This window comes from Rhizobium sp. NZLR11 (assembly GCF_019685115.1).
Classification (GTDB): Bacteria; Pseudomonadota; Alphaproteobacteria; order Rhizobiales; family Rhizobiaceae; genus Rhizobium.
Window position 1 is genome coordinate 135,358 of sequence record NZ_JABDWD010000010.1, and the last position, 17,005, is coordinate 152,362.

Genomic DNA, 17,005 nt, shown 5'->3' on the forward strand with positions numbered 1-17,005 from the left:
AGCTGTGGCAGTTAAGCACCTGACCCAGCTGGACATAAAAAAACCGCCTCCGGGAAAGAGGCGGCCTGGTCTTGAGAATGTGCTGGAGGTCATGCCGACCAGGGAGCGAATTCCGAAGCACTGACCGCGATCAGTTCGCGGGCAGCGACGCGCTGGCGCGGTGTCGACGTCTCGACCACCTCGTAGGCGGAGGAATCGGCGAGCAGCGCCTTCAGCGCATTGGCATTCATCTTGTGACCGCCGCGATAGGAACGGTAGCAGCCGATGAACTGGACGCCGGCAAGCGACAGATCGCCGACGGCATCGAGCGTCTTGTGGCGGACGAATTCGTCCTTGGCGTAGCGCAGCCCTTCGACGTTGATGACGGTATTGTCGTCCGAGATGACGACGGAATTTTCGAGCGAGGAGCCGAGCGCGTGGCCCGAGGCCCAGAGACGCTCGACATCGCGCATGAAACCGAAGGTGCGGGCGCGGGAAAGCTCGGCCTTGAAGACGGCGGCGGTCATGTCGCCGGCCCACTTCTGCCGGCCGATCAGCGGGCAGTCGAAATCGATCTCGACTTCGAAGCGCGTACCGTCATAGGGGCGGAATTCGCTCCAGGAGCCGCCATGCTCGATTCGCACCGGCTTGGTGATACGGATGTAGCGGCGCTTGACGCGGAGCGAGACCAGACCGACCTGCTCGATCGCCTCGACGAAAGGCAGCGAGCTGCCGTCCATGATCGGCATTTCGGAGCCCTGCACCTCGATCACCACATTGTCGAGGCCGAGCGCATAGATCGCCGCCATGACATGTTCGATCGTCGCGACAGAATGGGCGGGCGAGAAGCCGAGCACGGTGCAGAGGTCGGTATTGCCGACCTGCGAGGAGACAGCCTTGAGTTCGGTGATGTCGCCATTGTCATGCAGGCGCTGGAAAACGACGCCGGTGTCCGATTCGGCCGGGTTCAGCGTGATCGAGACATTAGCGCCCGAATGCACCCCGATGCCCGAAAGCGACACGGGACGCGATACCGTCGTTTGAAAACCCAGCAAGCCAATTGCCATAAAATCTGCCTTTATTCTTCCGCACCGGCGGTCTGTCCGATCGGCGCGGTCACCGTTCTTTCTGCACAAGGAGCCACACGAAAAGTCTCCTAGGGCAGATTCGTTGCACCATACTTACGTGCCACGGCGCTCCAATCCAAATCACTGTTTCTTTCGCTTTGTTACGAAGTCAGGCAATTGAAATCGCTTGCGAATCGTGGGCTGAAAAACAGCAATGCCCGGGACCTTGATCCCGGGCATAAATGGTGCCGAAGCACGCCTTCAGTTCGACTGGCGACGCAGGAATGCCGGGATTTCCAGCTGGTCGTCTTCCTGCATCATCCGGGCCTGCGGAACCGTCCGGCCCTGGTCGTCGAGGTTGCCGCGACGCGGTGCGTAGAGGCTGGCCTCCGGCGACAGCGGACGGCGCTGCTGCGAAGCGGCTGCCGGTGCGGCAGTCATGTCGGCAGCAACGGCGTCGTCGTCGCGGCGGCCAAGCGAATTGGTGATTCGCTTCAGCAGCCCCATCGGACCGCGTTCTTCCGCCGCATGTGCGGAAGCCGGCTGCGTGCGGTGGTCAAGTTCGGCCTGGACGACCGGCGGGAAATCCTCGACCTTCGGCATGCGCATCGGTTCGGGCGCTTGGCGGATGATCGGCTCCTGCCGAACTGGCTGCTGCTGGACGGGCTGGCTCATCACCGGCTGGCTCATGACTGGCGCCGGAGCTTGCTGCTGCGCCGGTGCCGGACGCATTGCCGGAGCTTCCGGCGCAGGCGCGAAGATCTTGCTCTGCGGACGGAAGGTTTCCTGCTGTGTCACCGGCTGTTGCAGCGGTGCGGCGGCGCGCGGGGCCGGAATTTCGAGCTCGCGTTCCATCTCCGCTGCGCGGATGGTCTGCGCGATCGGATCCATGGCCTTCGGTGCCTGCATCACGGCGGCAGGCTGAACTGCGGCCGCTGCCGGAGCAACAGCCGCCGAGGGACGGATAGCCGGCCTTGCGGCTGGCTGGAGGTTGCGCTCGGCAGCCTCGTTCATCGCCCGATCGATGCCGGTCGCGACGACCGAGACGCGGATGATGCCTTCAAGCGATTCGTCGAAGGTGGCGCCGAGGATGATGTTGGCGTCGGGATCGACTTCCTCGCGGATGCGGGTCGCGGCTTCGTCGACTTCGAAGAGGGTGAGGTCGCGACCGCCGGTGATGGAGATCAGCAGGCCCTGGGCACCCTTCATCGAGGTCTCGTCGAGCAGCGGGTTGGCGATTGCAGCCTCTGCGGCCTGCAGCGCGCGGCCGGAGCCGGAGGCTTCGCCGGTACCCATCATCGCGCGGCCCATTTCGCGCATCACCGAGCGGACGTCGGCGAAGTCGAGGTTGATGAGACCTTCCTTCACCATCAGGTCGGTGATGCAGGCAACGCCAGAATAGAGAACCTGGTCGGCCATCGCGAAGGCATCGGCGAAGGTCGTCTTATCATTGGCAATACGGAAGAGGTTCTGGTTCGGAATGACGATCAGCGTATCGACAGACTTCTGCAGTTCCTGGATGCCCATCTCGGCCAGACGCATGCGGCGCCCGCCTTCGAAGTGGAACGGCTTGGTGACGACGCCGACCGTCAGGATGCCCTTGTTGCGGGCGGCCTGCGCGACGACGGGAGCTGCACCCGTGCCGGTGCCGCCGCCCATGCCGGCGGTGACGAAGCACATATGCGTGCCGTTCAGGTGATCGACGATCTCATCGATGCACTCTTCGGCCGCCGCGCGGCCGACTTCCGGCTGCGAACCTGCACCGAGACCTTCGGTGACATTGACGCCGAGCTGGATGATGCGCTCGGCCTTGGTCATCGTCAGCGCCTGCGCGTCCGTGTTGGCAACGACGAAGTCGACGCCCTGGAGGCCGGCGGTGATCATGTTGTTGACGGCATTGCCGCCACCGCCACCAACGCCGAATACGGTGATGCGCGGCTTCAGCTCTGTGATGTCAGGCTTTTGCAGCTTGATGGTCATTGTACCTGTTCCTTCTCTCTCTGGCCGCATCGCCACGCCGGCCAATTACTCAATTTTCAGAAGCTTTCCTTCAGCCACTGGCCCATCCGGGCTATGCGGCTGTTATTTCCTCCAAGCGACAGGAGCAGACCGCTCTGTGACGCATGTGTCTCCATGTCCGCGACCTGCGGATAGATCATCAGGCCGACGGCCGTCGAAAAGGCCGGCCCCTTGGCCGCCGTCGGCAATCCCGAGACGCCCATCGGACGGCCGATGCGGACGTTGCGGGCAAGGATGCGCCGCGCCACGTCGGCAAGGCCGGTCAACTGGCTGGCCCCACCGGTCAAGACGACGCGCTTGCCGACGATCGGGCTGAAGCCGGAGCGCTGGATGCGGTCGCGGATCAGTTCCATTGTCTCTTCGATTCGGGCCGAAACGATGCGCGAAACCAGCGCCCTCGGCACCTGCGACGGCTGGTCGCGATCGTCCTCGCCGATCGGCGGGATCGAGATCAGCTCGCGCTCGTCAGAAGAATTCGAAAGGGCCGTGGCATGCACGACCTTCAGCCGCTCCGCATCCTCGATGCGGGTCGAAAGGCCGCGCGCAAGGTCGGTGGTGACGTGATGGCCGCCGAGGCCGACGGCATCCGTATGAACGAGCTTGCCTTCGGCAAAGACCGAGATCGTCGTCGTGCCGCCGCCCATATCGATTGCCGCACAGCCGAGCTCGACCTCGTCGTCGACGAGCGCCGCAAGGCCCGATGCATAGGGCGTTGCAACGATGCCCTCAACCGATAGATGCGCGCGATTGACGCTGAGTTCGAGGTTCTTCAGCGCCGAGCGCTCCGCCGTCACGACATGCATGTCGACGCCGAGCGCATCGCCATACATTGCCAGCGGATCGCGGATGCCGCGCTCGCCATCGAGCGAAAACCCGGTCGCCAGCGAATGCAGCACCGAACGGTCCTGGCGCAACGACTGCTGGCAGGCTGCCGACAGCACCTTCTTCAGATCGTTGAGTTCAACTTCCTGGCCGCCGAGATCGATCGTCGCGGTGTAGATATCGCTGCCGAGACGGCCGGCCGTCAGATTGACGATCAGGCTCTCGACGGTCAGCCCCGCCATGCGTTCAGCCGCGTCGACGGCGAGACGAATGACGCCTTCCAACGCGTCGAGATCGGCAATCACGCCGGTCTTGATGCCGCGGGAACGCTGGTGACCGATGCCGATGATTTCGATATTGTGCGTCCGGCCCGGCAGGATCTGGCTTTCCTCGCGCGGCGTCAGCCGGCCGATCATGCAGACCACCTTGGTCGAGCCGATGTCGAGCACCGAAACGACATGCGACCGCTTCGACGAAAGCGGCTTCAGGCGCGGCAATCCGAAATGGGATGAACCGAACAAGCTCATATATTCTGCCCCGCCTTCTTCAGTTCTTTCGTACGTTCCGTCACCGCCGTCTGCCGGCGAACCGCCGCCTCCGGCGTCAGCTGGATCGCGGTTCTGTCGGACAGCCTGAGATCGACCGCAGCAATATCCCGCTCCAGGAGCTGGTGCTCCTTGTCGAACTTCGAAAGCGTCGCCAGCGCCTGATCGATACCGACTTCCGGCAGCTTGACGACGACGCCATTATCCATGTGCAGATCCCAGCGACGGCCCGATATCCAGACATAGGCCTTCACGCGAGCCTTCACGTCGGGCCACTTCGAGAAGGCGTCGTCGAGCGAAGCCGCAGCCGTTTCCGCATCGCGGCCGACGACGAGCGGCAGCGACGAAAATTTGTTGTCGCGCAGCGGCGCAATGACGCTGCCGTTCTTCTCGATCAGGGAAAGCTCCTGTCCGTGCTGCCAGATCGCATAGGCCTGACGCTCCTTGAGCTTGACCTCGATCGTCTTCGGATAGACCTTGCGAACCTCGACACTTTCGACCCAGGGAAGCTGCACGATCTTGCGGCGGGCAGCATCGACGTCGAGGGCGACCAGCGAGGTCGTGCCATCGAGACCGATCAGCTGCAGGATCTCGATTTCGGAAGTCTCCGAGTTGCCGGAGACCTTCACATCCTCGATCGCAAAACCCGCCGCCGTCGTCGTCGCCTGCGCGACAGCTTCGGTGTGGCCGCCGAGCGACATGCCGTAAAGCCCGGTCGCAGCCAGGAGAGCGAGTGCAGAAACCGTGCCCGTATGGGCCGGAATGTAAATGCGGCCGCTGCCGAGACTGACCAGGAAGCGGGTAACGCGGCGCAGCGGACGCGGCAGGACGAACCGCTCTTCGGCTTCCATGATCGGAAGCACGGCATGATGGCTCGGACGCCCAATCCTCTTGACTGTCAACGCAAACACGACGCGTCCTCCACCATCCACCGGAGAAACCGACCAAAGGAATAGCCGGCATGACCGGCCATTTCGGGCACGAGCGAGGTTGGAGTCATACCAGGCTGGGTATTGACCTCCAGCCAGATGATTTCGCCGTCTTCGGACAAACGATCGTCGTAACGAAAGTCGGACCGACTGACGCCGCGACAACCGATTGCCTGATGCGCCCTTAAGGCCAATGTTTGTATTTTTTGGTAAATATTCGGTGAAATTTTCGCGGGGATGACGTGTTTTGAACCGCCCGCCGCATACTTGGAATCGTAATCATAGAAATTGTGTCCCTGCGGCACCACTTCCGTGACACCGAGCACCGTCTCGCCCATGACACCACAGGTGAGCTCACGGCCATGGACATAGCGCTCGACAAGCACCTCCTCGCCGTAGCGCCACTCGGGCGAGCTGACGATCTGCGGCGGATGCGCCTGATCTTCCGTGACGATGACGACGCCGAAGCTCGATCCCTCTCGGACGGGCTTCACCACATAGGGCGGCTTCATCGGATGCGTCGAGGGAAAGGCGAAACGGTTGACCACATGTGATTCGGCGACCGGAATGCCGGCGGCGGCAGCAACAAGCTTCGCCTTGTCCTTGTCCATCGCCAGCGCCGAGGCAAGCACGCCCGAATGCGTATAGGGGATCTCGAGATATTCCAGGATGCCCTGGATGGTACCATCCTCGCCGAACGGCCCATGCAGCGCGTTGAAGACCACATCGGGCTTCAACGCGGCGAGCTTCTCGGAAACGTCGCGGGCGACGTCGATGCGCGTCACGTCGAAGCCTTCTGCTTCGAGGGCCTCTGCGCAAGCCTTTCCCGAGGAAAGGCTGACAGGCCTTTCCGAGGAAAATCCGCCCATCAGGACAGCAACGTGCTTGCGGCTCATCAACACCCCCAAAAATAACTTCCGTTTTCGAAATCGACGCTTGCGCCAAGCTGTCCGCGCCGTTTCAGGCCTTTGTCCGATCTGGATGCATTAGAGCATCATTATGGTTAATGAAGTGTTTACTTTCGTTAACTCCGCCTTCCCAAGCGCGGCATTTGTCCGTGGTGCGCGCTTCATTTCTCCACCCCCCACGCCTCGGGAATGTTGGAGCGAACATGCCCACCGATCCGCGAGAACAGAAAAGCCCGCGCGGAAAAACCACGCGGGCTCAATGAGATAACTCTGGATCCTATAGTCAGTCGGCGTCGTCGAGGAACTTCCACACTAGCCCGCCGAGCGCCCCGCCCGCGAGCGGTGCAATCCAGAACAGCCAGAGCTGCTGCAGTGCCCAACCGCCGACGAAAAGCGCCTGGCCGGTGGAACGCGCCGGGTTGACCGAGGTGTTTGTCACGGGAATAGAAACGAGATGGATCAGCGTCAGTCCGAGGCCGATCGCAAGCGGCGCGAAGCCCGCCGGCACCCGGCTGCTGGTCGACCCCAGGATGATGATGAGGAAGAACATGGTCAGCAGCACTTCGATCAGCAGCGCCGAAAGCAGCGAATAACCGCCCGGGGAATGATCGCCATATCCGTTGGCGGCAAAGCCGCCGAGTTCGAAACCCGCCTTGCCGCTGGCGATGAGATAGAGAAGCGCGGCCGCGGCGATGGCGCCGAGCACCTGGACGACGATATAGGGAACGAGACGCGCCGCGGGAAACCGTCCGGCAACGGTCAGGCCGAGCGAGACGGCGGGGTTGAAATGGCCACCCGAAATGCCGCCCGCGGCATAGGCCATGGTGAGCACGGTCAGGCCGAACGCAAAGGCCACGCCGACAAAACCGATACCCAGCTCGGGATAGGCCGCCGCAAGGACGGCGCTGCCGCATCCACCGAAGACAAGCCAGAATGTGCCGAGAAACTCGGCAACAAGACTCTTTTGCATGCGCCCCTCCTAAGCCTCAACCACAGAGTTTATAGTGAATCTGCCACAATTCGATTCCAGTCAAGCCGGCGGCAAATGCTGCGGCAAGCTCCACGCAAGAAACCGCGGGTTCGAGATACGATATGTGCGACGCGAGAAGACGTTTTCTCAGAGCTGAAATTGCGTTAAGACCCGCCGATCTCCCAAGCCGTTTCATTGAAATACTGATTGGAAAGAAAATGACAGACGCGATCTCCGCATCGCCGACCCCTGCCTCGAGCGCGCAAGTCAATTCCCCGGCACGCGTTCTCATCGCCAGCCTCGTCGGCACCACGATCGAATTCTTCGACTTCTACGTCTACGCGACGGCAGCCGTCCTCGTCTTCCCGCATCTCTTCTTCCCGGCAAGCGATTCGAACGCCGCAACGCTGCAGTCGCTCGTCACCTTCTCGATCGCCTTTTTCGCCCGCCCCATCGGCGCTGTAATTTTCGGCCATTTCGGCGACCGCATCGGCCGCAAGGCGACACTGGTTGCTGCGCTGATGACGATGGGGCTTTCGACCGTTCTGATCGGCCTGCTGCCGGGCTATGATTCGATCGGCATCGCGGCACCCTTGCTGCTGGCGCTTTGCCGCTTCGGTCAGGGCCTCGGCCTCGGCGGCGAATGGGGCGGCGCCGTCCTGCTCGCCACCGAAAACGCTCCTCCCGGCAAGCGCAGCTGGTACGCCATGTTCCCGCAGCTCGGCGCCCCGATCGGCTTTATCCTTTCCTCCGGCTTCTTCCTCATCCTGGCGGAAACGATGAGCAACGAGGACTTCCTCGACTATGGCTGGCGCATCCCCTTTATCGCCAGCCTCGCCCTGGTCGCCGTCGGCCTCTATGTCCGCCTGAAGATCGCCGAAACGCCGGAATTCCGCAAAGCCGTCGAAAAGCACGAACGCGTCGCCGTGCCGATCGCGGTCGTCTTCCGCGGTCATCTGCGCAGTCTGATCCTCGGCACCTTCATCGCGGTCGCCACCTTCGTGCTGTTCTACCTGATGACGGTGTTCACGCTCTCCTGGGGCACGACACCTTTGGAAAAGGGCGGGCTCGGTTATTCCCGCGAGCAGTTCCTGGTCGTCCAGCTTGTCGGCGTCGTCTTTTTCGGCCTGACCATCCCGCTTTCCGGCTGGCTCTCCGACCGCTATTCGCGCCGCCTCATCCTGACGCTGACGACGATTGCCATTGCGATCTTCGGCTTCTTCTATGCGACGCTGTTGACCAGCGGCCTGACCGGCGCCTTCCTTTGCTCGATCATCGGCCTTGCTTTGATGGGCTTCACCTACGGTCCGATCGGCGCGGCCCTTGCCGCCCCCTTCCCGACCATGATCCGCTATACCGGCGCCTCGATGACCTTCAACCTCGGCGGCATTTTTGGCGCCTCGCTCGCCCCTTTTATCGCCACCCGGCTCGCCACCCACTACAGCCTGGACTATGTCGGCTACTACCTCGCCGCCTCGGCTGTGATCTCGCTGGTCTGCATCCGGCTGTCGGGCCGCGAAGAGGTCTGAGCCTCGGACAGCAAATGAACCGGAAGCCGCGACGGCCACTGTCGCGGCTTTTTTATTGATGCGGTCGACACTTCCGGCTAACCGGAGTACTCAAGGTAAACGGGGAACAGATCATGCGATGCCTCATTACCGGCGCAGCCGGCTTTGTCGGTGGGCCTCTCGTCGAAAGACTGCACAGAGAGCGGCTATGCGAGCTTCAGGTAACCACGCGATCTTCAGCCGCCAGCTTTCCGGAAGGTGTGCGGCATTTCCCCATCGAGATATCCAGCGAAACTGACTGGACGGCAGCTCTTCACGGTGTTGACGTCGTCGTCCATCTCGCCGCCCGCGTGCATATCATGAATGACCGCGCAGCCGATCCACTGACGGAATTCCGCCGGATCAACACCGCCGCCACTCTGAATCTCGCCGAACAGGCAGCACGCGCCAGGGTAAAAAGGCTCGTTTTCATCAGCAGCATCAAAGTCAATGGTGAAGAGAACGATCGGCCATTCCGCCACGACGACACGCCGATGCCGCTTGATCCCTATGGTGTTTCGAAGCTGGAAAGCGAAATCGGGCTGCATGAAATCTCCGCCCGAACCGGCATCGAAGTCGTCGTCATTCGACCGCCGCTCGTCTATGGGCCGGGCGCCAGGGGCAACTTCGCGCTGCTCGTCGGACTTGTCAGGAAGAAGATACCGCTCCCCTTCGCGTCACTGAAAAACCACCGGACGCTGGTTGCGCTTCCGAACCTCGTCGATCTGATTATCACGGGCATGACGCATCAGGGCGCTGCCGGCCAGACGTTTCTCGCAGGCGACGGAGAAGATCTCTCAACGCCCGGGCTCATCGAGGGAATTGCCGCAGGGTTGGGTGTCAAACCAATGCTGCTTCCCTTCCCCCCCGCTCTGTTGCAGCTGGGCGCGCGATTGACCGGAAAAGACGCCGTCTACCAGCGTCTTTGCGGTTCGCTGCAGGTCGACATATCCCACACCCGCGACGTGCTCGGCTGGTCACCCATCGTCACGCCACGCGAAGGTCTGAAGATCGCTGTGAAGTAAGAATTATTCGCTGGTGACGCCATGGAACGGGCGCACTTCGCGGCCGGGCATGAAGACACCGAGGCGCTTGATTTCCCATTCGAGCTTGATGCCCTCTTTCTCGAAGACTTCGCGGCGCACTTGTTCGCCGAGATATTCGAGATCGTAGCCGGTCGCCTGCCCCATGTTGATCATGAAGTTGCAGTGAAGCGACGACATCTGGGCTCCGCCGATGACGAGGCCGCGGCAGCCGGCCTCGTCGACCAATTTCCAGGCCGAATGGCCCTTCGGGTTCTTGAAGGTCGAGCCGCCAGTCTTTTCGCGCACCGGCTGCACCGTCTCGCGGTGATTGCGCACGGCGTCCATCTCGGCGCGGATCTGCGCGCGCTCTTCCGGATAGCCTTCGAATAGCACCGAGGTGAAGATCAGCTCGGCGGGTGCTGCGGAATACCGGTAGGAATAGCCCATTTCGGCATTGGAAAGCACATGCTTATTGCCCTTGCGGTCGACGGCGTTGACCTCGATCAGCCGCTCGCGTGTCTCCACGCCGTTTGCCCCAGCATTCATACGCGCCGCGCCGCCGATGCTGCCTGGAATACCGTAGAAGAAATGAAAGCCACCAATGCCGTTATCCATCGCCATCGCGGCCACATGTTTATCGGGGCAGATGGTGCCGGCAAGAATGCGGTTTTCGCCGGCAAGCTCGACAAAGCCGAACCCCTTGGCGGACAGGCGCAGCACGACGCCGGGAATGCCGCCGTCACGCACCAGGATATTGGAGCCGACGCCGATCACCGTCAGCGGCACCTCTTCCGGCAGTATCTTCAGGAAGGCGACGAGATCGTCGATGTCATGCGGCTGGAACATCAGCTCGGCCAGGCCGCCTGCCCTGAACCAGGTGACGCGGTCCATGGGGGCATCCGGCGTGATGCGCCCGCGGATATCCTTTACACCGTCTCCGAGAGACGCGAGAAGCTTTTCCCCATTCACCTGTTTCATACGGACTTTCCCGATAGGCCTTCCAGTTGCGTGGGCAGCGCCGCCGCCCAGGATGTGATGCTGCCAGCCCCCAACAGAACCACGAAATCGCCAGGCTTTGCAACCTCCGCAACCATCTGCGGTAGAAGCTCCGCCGAGGTGAGAAAGCGGGCGTCGCGATGGCCGCCGGATTTTATCCGCGAGACCAGCGACACGGAATCGATACCCGCGATCGGATCTTCGCCCGCCGCATAGACCGGCGCGAGGAAAATGCTGTCGGCGTCGTTGAAGCAGGCGGCGAATTCCTCGAATAGGCTCGCAAGGCGGCTATAGCGGTGCGGCTGGTGGACCGCGATCACCCGCCCCTTGCAGGATTCGCGGGCAGCGCGCAGCACCGCCTTGATCTCGACGGGATGGTGGCCGTAGTCGTCGAAGACCTGCACCCCGTTCCATTCGCCGGTCAGCGTGAAACGGCGCTTGACACCGCCGAAGGACGCAAGCCCCTTGGCGATATCGGCGCTCGATATGCCGAGCCGGTTGGCAACAGCGATCGCCGCCGTCGCGTTGGAAATATTATGCCGCCCGGGCATCGGCATGACCAGCCCCTTGAGCTCGATCACCTGGCCGGTGCGGCGGCGGCGGATTTCGACGTCGAAGATCGACCGCGTGCCGTCGATGCGCACATTCGTGAAGCGCACGTCGGCCTGCGGGTTCTCGCCATAGGTGATGATCTTGCGATCCTCGATGCGGCCGACCAGCGACTGCACCTCGGGATGGTCGAGGCACATGACGCCGAAGCCGTAGAACGGCACGTTCTCGACAAACTGCCGGAAGGCGGCGCGCACGGCATCGAAATTGCCGTAATGGTCGAGATGTTCCGGATCGATATTGGTGATGACGGCGACATCGGCGGGAAGCTTCAGGAAGGTGCCGTCCGATTCGTCGGCCTCGACCACCATCCACTCGCCCTCGCCCATGCGGGCATTGGTCCCGTAGGCGTTGATGATGCCGCCGTTGATCACGGTCGGGTCGAGCCCGCCGGCTTCGAGCAGCGTCGCGACCAGCGAAGTGGTCGTCGTCTTGCCATGCGTGCCGCCGATGGCGATCGCATTGCGGAAGCGCATCAACTCGGCAAGCATTTCGGCGCGGCGCACCACCGGCAGCAGCTTTTCGCGCGCGGCGATGAGTTCCGGATTGCTCTTCTTGATCGCCGTCGAAACGACGACGACTTCGGCCTCGCCCAGGTTTTCGGCCCGGTGGCCGACGAACACCTCGATACCCTTGTCGCGCAGTCGCTGGACATTGGCGCTGTCGGCCTGGTCAGATCCCTGCACCTTGTGGCCGAGATTGTGCAGCACCTCGGCAATGCCGCTCATGCCGATGCCGCCGATGCCGATGAAATGAACGAGACCGATCGCCTTCGGCAGTTTCATGCGCGTGTCCTCTTGAATTCCGCAATTGTCCGTCCGGCGGCAATAGCCTCAACCATGTCGGCAAGCAAGTTCGCGGCATCGGGTTTCCCGGCCAGCTTCGCCGCCGCTGCCATGTGCGAAAGCTTTTCCGGATCGTTCATCACAGCCGTCAGGATCGCCGCGATCTTCTCCGGCGAAAGCTGCGACTGGGCAATTACCTTGGCCCCGCCGGTCGCAGCCAGTGCTGCGGCGTTCGCCGCCTGGTCGTGATCGAGAGCGTGCGGGTAAGGCACCAGCACGGCCGGCCGGCCGATGACGGAGATTTCCGAAACCGTCGAAGCGCCCGAACGGCAGATGACGAGATGCGCCCTTGCCAGCCGCTCGGCCATGTCGGTGAAGAAGGGGGCGATATCGGCGCCCATCTCCAGCTTGGCGACGCAGCCGCCGACCATTTCCATATCCTCGGGGCGCACCTGCTGGGTGATGCGCAGGCGCACGCGAAGCGTGTCGTCGAGCAGGCTGATCGCCGTCGGCAGCGCCTTGGAGAAATATTGGGCGCCCTGGCTGCCGCCGAAAACGACGAGGTTGAAGGCTTCGCCGGGATACGAGGGCGTGTAAGGCACCTCGGCGGCTGCGATGATCGCCGGGCGGACCGGATTGCCGGTCGTCACCGTCTTGTCCGGGAAGGCGCCGCCGCCCTCCGGCAGGAAACCGCCGGCGATACCCTGCACGCGGGTCGCTAAGGCCTTGTTGGCCCGGCCCATCACGGCGTTCTGCTCGTGGATCATCGACGGCACACCGAGCCGGGTGGCGGCGAGCAGCGGCGGCACTGTCGGATAACCGCCGAAACCGACGACGATAACCGGCTTCAGCCGCTGGATCAGCTTCTTTGCCGCCCGCATACCGCTCCAGAGCGTCCACAGTGAGCGGGCGACGACGATCGGGTTCTTCGAGCCGATCGTCGCCGACGGCACGACATGGATCTCCTCGGCCGGAAACTTGCCGGCATAACGCTCGGCCCGGCTGTCGGTGACGAGATGCACCGCGTAGCCGCGCTCCTTCAGCTTGAAGGCCAGCGCCTCCGCCGGGAACACATGACCACCGGTTCCCCCGGCGGCAAGCAGCACGATGCCTTTGCTCATGGTTTTTACTCCGCCGGCATGCCGTGCGGGACGCGGAAAAGGCTCCGGTCCTGCGCGCGTTTTTCCGGTCTATGGCGCGTCAGCGCCAGAATGAAGCCGGCGGTGACGCAGATCGCCACCATGGACGAGCCGCCGTAGGAAATCAGCGGCAGCGTCATGCCCTTTGCCGGCAGAAGCTCGAGATTGACGCCGATATTGATGATCGACTGGATGCCCATCTGCAGCACCAGGCCGGCAACGGCGAAACGGTTGAAGTCGTTGCGCTCGCGGTAGGCATGAGAGAGGCCGCGCAGCACCAGCACGGTAAACAGCGCAACCAGCGCTATGCAGAAGACGATGCCGAATTCCTCGGCCGCGACCGAGAAGATGAAATCGGTATGCGCATCCGGGATGATCCGTTTGACGATACCCTCGCCTGGCCCCTGGCCGAACCAGCTGCCGCGGATGATCGCCTCGCGCGCGGTGTCGATCTGGAACGTGTCGCCCTCGCCGGTCATGAACTTGTCTATTCGCAGCGCAACGTGCGGGAAGACGTAATAGGCGCTGAGCAGGCCGCCGGCGCCGCCGATGCCAAGCAGCATGATCCATATCCACGGCATGCCGGCCATGAAGAACATCCCGCCCCAGACGGCCGTCGTCAGAATGGTCTGGCCGAGGTCGGGTTGCGCGACGAGCAGAGCGGCGACGATGGCAAACAGGATGATGGCGAAAAGATTGCCGGGGATCTCCGGCTGGCGCGCATGTTCGGCAAACAACCAGGCGCAAACCACGACGAAGGCCGGCTTCATGAATTCCGACGGCTGGATCGAAAGGCCGGCGATCCAGATCCAGCGCCTGCCGCCCTTGACCTCCTGCCCGACGAACAGCACCAGCACCATCATGGCGATCGAGATGATCAGCAGCAGGATCGCCGTTCGCCGCACCTGGCGTGGCGTCAGGAACGACAGCCCGAGCATGACGGAGATCGAAGGGATCATGAAGGCTGCATGGCGCTTGACGAAGTGGAAAGGCTCGAGCCCGATGCGCTCGGCGACAGCCGGAGATGCCGCGAACGACAGCATGAAACCGATGCCCATCAGGAAGATGAACATCGCCAGGAAGAAGCGGTCGATGGTCCAGAACCAATCGGCCAGAGGCCCACGTTCCGCGCGGCTTACCATGTCATTTCTCTCCTGTTGCCGAACCGATCAGCATCGCAATTCCGTCAAGCGCTGCGACGTGGCCGACGAAGGCATCGCCCCTGACTTCGAAATTCTTATACTGATCGAAGCTTGCGCAAGCCGGGGATAACATCACGGCCGAAGCGCTGCTCTCGTCGCGCTCGGCATCGGCTGCCGCATGCGCAACCGCACGCTCCAGCGTGCCGGAGATCTCGTAGGGCGCAGCCTCGCCGAGCGTCGCAGCGAATTCCGCCGCCGCCTCGCCGATCAGATAGGCCTTGGCGATGCGCGGGAAATAGGGAGCGAGTGTTGTAATGCCGCCAGCCTTCGGCAGGCCGCCGGCGATCCAGTAGATGCGATCATAGCTCGAAAGGGCCGGCGCTGCAGCATCCGCATTGGTTGCTTTGGAATCATTGACGAAAACGACGCGGCCGCGCTGCCCTACAGGCTGCATGCGATGCTTGAGGCCGGGAAACGAGGCAAGGCCGGTGCGAATGTCGTCAGCGGAAATTCCGACGGCAAGGCAGGCGGCCACAGCTGCGGCGGCGTTCTGCGCATTATGGCTGCCGCGCAGCGTCTGGATACCGTCGAGATCGGCGAAGGGCAGCATGGCGCCGCCGGCGGCCTGAATGAGCCTGCTTGCCTCGGCATAAATGCCTGATGCCACTACGCTGCGGCGCGAAATGCGGACTACCTTGACATCCGCCCGCTCGACGCGGTCGGCAATCAGCGCCGAATGGCTGTCGTCGACGCCGACGATCGCGACATCGCTGCCGGCAACCAGCCGTTCCTTGATATCGGCATAATGCTGCATCGTGCCGTGGCGGTCGAGGTGATCAGGCGTCAGGTTGAGCAGGATGCCGGCGGACGGGTTCAGCGTCGGCGCCAGATCAATCTGATAGGAGGAGCATTCGACGACGTAATAGCGCTCGGCCTTCGGCGGATCGAGCGTCAAGACCGCCGTGCCGATATTGCCGCCGAGCTGCGTATCGTAGCCTGATGATTTCAGGATATGGGCGATCAATGCTGTCGTCGTCGACTTGCCGTTGGTGCCTGTGATGGCAATGAACGGGCAATCAGGCGCATGGGCGCGGCGCTCGCGCACGAAGAGCTCGACGTCGCCGACGATATCGACGCCGGCGGCGCGCGCAAGATCGACGGTCCAGTGCGGCTTTGGATGGGTGAGCGGCACGCCGGGCGACAGTACGAACAGAGCCTGCTGGCTCCAGTCGATAGTGTGCAGGTCCTCCGTCCGGATGCCTTCGGCTGCAGCCTTGGCGACGCTGTCGGGATTGTCGTCCCAGGCGGTTACCTCGGCGCCGCCTGAGACCAGCGCCCGCGCAGTGGCAAAGCCGGAGCCGCCGAGCCCGAAGAGCGCGACCTTCCTGTCCTTGAGCGTCGTGACCGGGATCATCGTCGGCTCACCGCAGTTTCAGCGTCGAGAGGCCAAGCATGGCAAGGCCGACGGCGATGATCCAGAAGCGGATCACTACCTGACTCTCGGTCCAGCCCTTCTTCTCGAAGTGATGATGGATCGGCGCCATCAGGAACACGCGCCGGCCGGTCATCTTGAAGAAGCCGACCTGGATGATCACCGAGAGCGTCTCGATGACGAAGAGGCCGCCGATGATCGCCATGACGATCTCGTGTTTGGTGGCGACGGCAACGGTGCCGATCGTGCCGCCGAGTGCGAGCGAACCGGTGTCGCCCATGAAGATGGCGGCCGGCGGCGCATTGAACCAGAGAAAGCCGAGACCGGCGCCGATGACCGCGCCGAGGACGACGGCGAGCTCGCCGGTGCCGGGCACGAAATTGATCTGCAGGTAGTTCGCAAACACCACGTTGCCGGCGAGATAGGCAATGACGCCGAAGGAGGCGGCAGCGATCATCACAGGCACGATGGCAAGCCCGTCGAGGCCGTCAGTCAGGTTGACGGCATTGCCGGCGCCGACGATGACAAAGCCGCCGAAGACGACGAACATGATGCCGATATTGATCATGAAGTCCTTGAAGAAAGGAAAGGCGATCGAAGAACCGAAGGTCGAACCGGCAATGCCCGAGGCAAGGGCGGTGCGCATCATGAAATAGACGGCAATGCCGGCGATGACAAATTCGATGCCGAGACGGGCCTTGCCGGAAAAGCCCATGTGGCTCTGCTTCGTGACCTTGAGATAATCGTCGTAGAAGCCAATCGCGCCGAAGCCGAGCGTCACCAGCAAAGTGGCGACGACATAAACGTTGGAAAGATCGGCCCACAGCAGCGACGCGCCGACGATGCCGGCAAGGATCATCAGCCCGCCCATGGTCGGGGTGCCGGCCTTCTTGAAATGCGTCTGCGGCCCGTCGGCACGGATCGGCTGGCCCTTGCCTTGGCGGATGCGCAGCGAATTGATGATTGTCGGCCCGAACAGGAAGACGATCAGCGCCGAGGTGAACAGAGCGGCCCCTGTGCGGAAGGTAATATATCTGAACAAGTTCAGAAATTTGAAATATTCCGACAGTTCGACAAGCCAGATCAGCATT

14 protein-coding genes are annotated in these 17,005 nt (G+C 62.5%); 2 read left to right on the plus strand and 12 right to left on the minus strand.

Going from position 1 to position 17,005, the window contains the following annotated elements:
- Positions 1–89 precede the first annotated feature (89 nt).
- The 6 genes from lpxC to aqpZ all read right to left on the minus strand — a co-directional run bounded on the left by lpxC (position 90) and on the right by aqpZ (position 7,239).
- A complete protein-coding gene (lpxC, locus tag HJB83_RS18845) occupies positions 90–1,046 on the minus strand; it encodes a UDP-3-O-acyl-N-acetylglucosamine deacetylase (protein WP_207581120.1) in 957 nt (318 codons plus the stop codon).
- A gap of 261 nt (positions 1,047–1,307) precedes the next feature.
- Positions 1,308–3,026, minus strand: coding sequence for a cell division protein FtsZ (gene ftsZ, locus HJB83_RS18850; protein ID WP_207581121.1), 1,719 nt, complete (start codon positions 3,024–3,026; stop codon positions 1,308–1,310).
- 56 nt (positions 3,027–3,082) lie between these two features.
- Positions 3,083–4,414, minus strand: a complete 1,332-nt coding sequence (ftsA, locus tag HJB83_RS18855; RefSeq protein ID WP_007630115.1) for a cell division protein FtsA — start codon at positions 4,412–4,414, stop codon at positions 3,083–3,085.
- Entirely contained in the window at positions 4,411–5,343 is a 933-nt protein-coding gene (locus tag HJB83_RS18860; RefSeq protein ID WP_207581122.1) for a cell division protein FtsQ/DivIB, read from the minus strand. Before HJB83_RS18860 ends, ftsA begins: the two co-directional genes overlap by 4 nt.
- On the minus strand, positions 5,331–6,257 hold the full coding sequence (locus tag HJB83_RS18865; RefSeq protein ID WP_207581123.1) for a D-alanine--D-alanine ligase: 927 nt from the start codon (positions 6,255–6,257) through the stop codon (positions 5,331–5,333). The genes HJB83_RS18860 and HJB83_RS18865 overlap by 13 nt, the downstream gene beginning before the upstream one ends.
- A gap of 295 nt (positions 6,258–6,552) precedes the next feature.
- Positions 6,553–7,239 (minus strand): aquaporin Z, encoded by a 687-nt coding sequence (gene aqpZ, locus HJB83_RS18870; RefSeq protein WP_207581124.1) that lies wholly within the window; start codon positions 7,237–7,239, stop codon positions 6,553–6,555.
- Positions 7,240–7,457: 218 nt separating this feature from the next.
- Between aqpZ and HJB83_RS18875 the strand changes: the two genes are divergently transcribed.
- On the plus strand, positions 7,458–8,768 hold the full coding sequence (locus tag HJB83_RS18875; RefSeq protein ID WP_221115794.1) for an MFS transporter: 1,311 nt from the start codon (positions 7,458–7,460) through the stop codon (positions 8,766–8,768).
- 113 nt (positions 8,769–8,881) lie between these two features.
- Positions 8,882–9,811: an SDR family oxidoreductase gene (locus tag HJB83_RS18880; RefSeq protein WP_221132094.1), complete on the plus strand. Its 930-nt coding sequence runs from the start codon at positions 8,882–8,884 to the stop codon at positions 9,809–9,811.
- Positions 9,812–9,814: 3 nt separating this feature from the next.
- Here HJB83_RS18880 and murB read toward each other — a convergent pair whose 3' ends face one another.
- From murB to mraY, 6 genes are read right to left on the minus strand one after another with little or no spacing between them, the layout of a single operon-like run.
- Positions 9,815–10,789, minus strand: coding sequence for a UDP-N-acetylmuramate dehydrogenase (gene murB, locus HJB83_RS18885; protein ID WP_207581127.1), 975 nt, complete (start codon positions 10,787–10,789; stop codon positions 9,815–9,817).
- The gene (gene murC, locus HJB83_RS18890) at positions 10,786–12,201 is read right to left on the minus strand and encodes a UDP-N-acetylmuramate--L-alanine ligase (protein WP_207581128.1); all 1,416 of its coding nucleotides are present in this window, start codon (positions 12,199–12,201) and stop codon (positions 10,786–10,788) included. The genes murB and murC overlap by 4 nt, the downstream gene beginning before the upstream one ends.
- The gene (gene murG / locus HJB83_RS18895) at positions 12,198–13,322 is read right to left on the minus strand and encodes an undecaprenyldiphospho-muramoylpentapeptide beta-N-acetylglucosaminyltransferase (protein ID WP_221132095.1); all 1,125 of its coding nucleotides are present in this window, start codon (positions 13,320–13,322) and stop codon (positions 12,198–12,200) included. The genes murC and murG overlap by 4 nt, the downstream gene beginning before the upstream one ends.
- Before the next feature lie 5 nt (positions 13,323–13,327).
- A complete protein-coding gene (gene ftsW, locus HJB83_RS18900) occupies positions 13,328–14,482 on the minus strand; it encodes a putative lipid II flippase FtsW (RefSeq protein ID WP_164011711.1) in 1,155 nt (384 codons plus the stop codon).
- A gap of 1 nt (position 14,483) precedes the next feature.
- On the minus strand, positions 14,484–15,896 hold the full coding sequence (gene murD, locus HJB83_RS18905) for a UDP-N-acetylmuramoyl-L-alanine--D-glutamate ligase (RefSeq protein ID WP_221132096.1): 1,413 nt from the start codon (positions 15,894–15,896) through the stop codon (positions 14,484–14,486).
- A gap of 7 nt (positions 15,897–15,903) precedes the next feature.
- Positions 15,904–17,004 (minus strand): phospho-N-acetylmuramoyl-pentapeptide-transferase, encoded by a 1,101-nt coding sequence (gene mraY, locus HJB83_RS18910; RefSeq protein ID WP_207581131.1) that lies wholly within the window; start codon positions 17,002–17,004, stop codon positions 15,904–15,906.
- Position 17,005: the final 1 nt, after the last annotated feature.

Coding starts and splice junctions, on each gene's coding strand:
- ftsZ (WP_207581121.1), bottom strand. CDS start 3,026: ATGACCATCAAGCTGCAAAAGCCTGACATCACAGAGCTGAAGCCGCGC.
- mraY (WP_207581131.1), bottom strand. CDS start 17,004: ATGCTGATCTGGCTTGTCGAACTGTCGGAATATTTCAAATTTCTGAAC.
- HJB83_RS18880 (WP_221132094.1), top strand. CDS start 8,882: ATGCGATGCCTCATTACCGGCGCAGCCGGCTTTGTCGGTGGGCCTCTC.
- lpxC (WP_207581120.1), bottom strand. CDS start 1,046: ATGGCAATTGGCTTGCTGGGTTTTCAAACGACGGTATCGCGTCCCGTG.
- aqpZ (WP_207581124.1), bottom strand. CDS start 7,239: ATGCAAAAGAGTCTTGTTGCCGAGTTTCTCGGCACATTCTGGCTTGTC.
- HJB83_RS18865 (WP_207581123.1), bottom strand. CDS start 6,257: ATGAGCCGCAAGCACGTTGCTGTCCTGATGGGCGGATTTTCCTCGGAA.
- HJB83_RS18875 (WP_221115794.1), top strand. CDS start 7,458: ATGACAGACGCGATCTCCGCATCGCCGACCCCTGCCTCGAGCGCGCAA.
- murG (WP_221132095.1), bottom strand. CDS start 13,322: ATGAGCAAAGGCATCGTGCTGCTTGCCGCCGGGGGAACCGGTGGTCAT.
- ftsA (WP_007630115.1), bottom strand. CDS start 4,414: ATGAGCTTGTTCGGTTCATCCCATTTCGGATTGCCGCGCCTGAAGCCG.
- murC (WP_207581128.1), bottom strand. CDS start 12,201: ATGAAACTGCCGAAGGCGATCGGTCTCGTTCATTTCATCGGCATCGGC.
- murD (WP_221132096.1), bottom strand. CDS start 15,896: ATGATCCCGGTCACGACGCTCAAGGACAGGAAGGTCGCGCTCTTCGGG.
- ftsW (WP_164011711.1), bottom strand. CDS start 14,482: ATGGTAAGCCGCGCGGAACGTGGGCCTCTGGCCGATTGGTTCTGGACC.
- murB (WP_207581127.1), bottom strand. CDS start 10,789: ATGAAACAGGTGAATGGGGAAAAGCTTCTCGCGTCTCTCGGAGACGGT.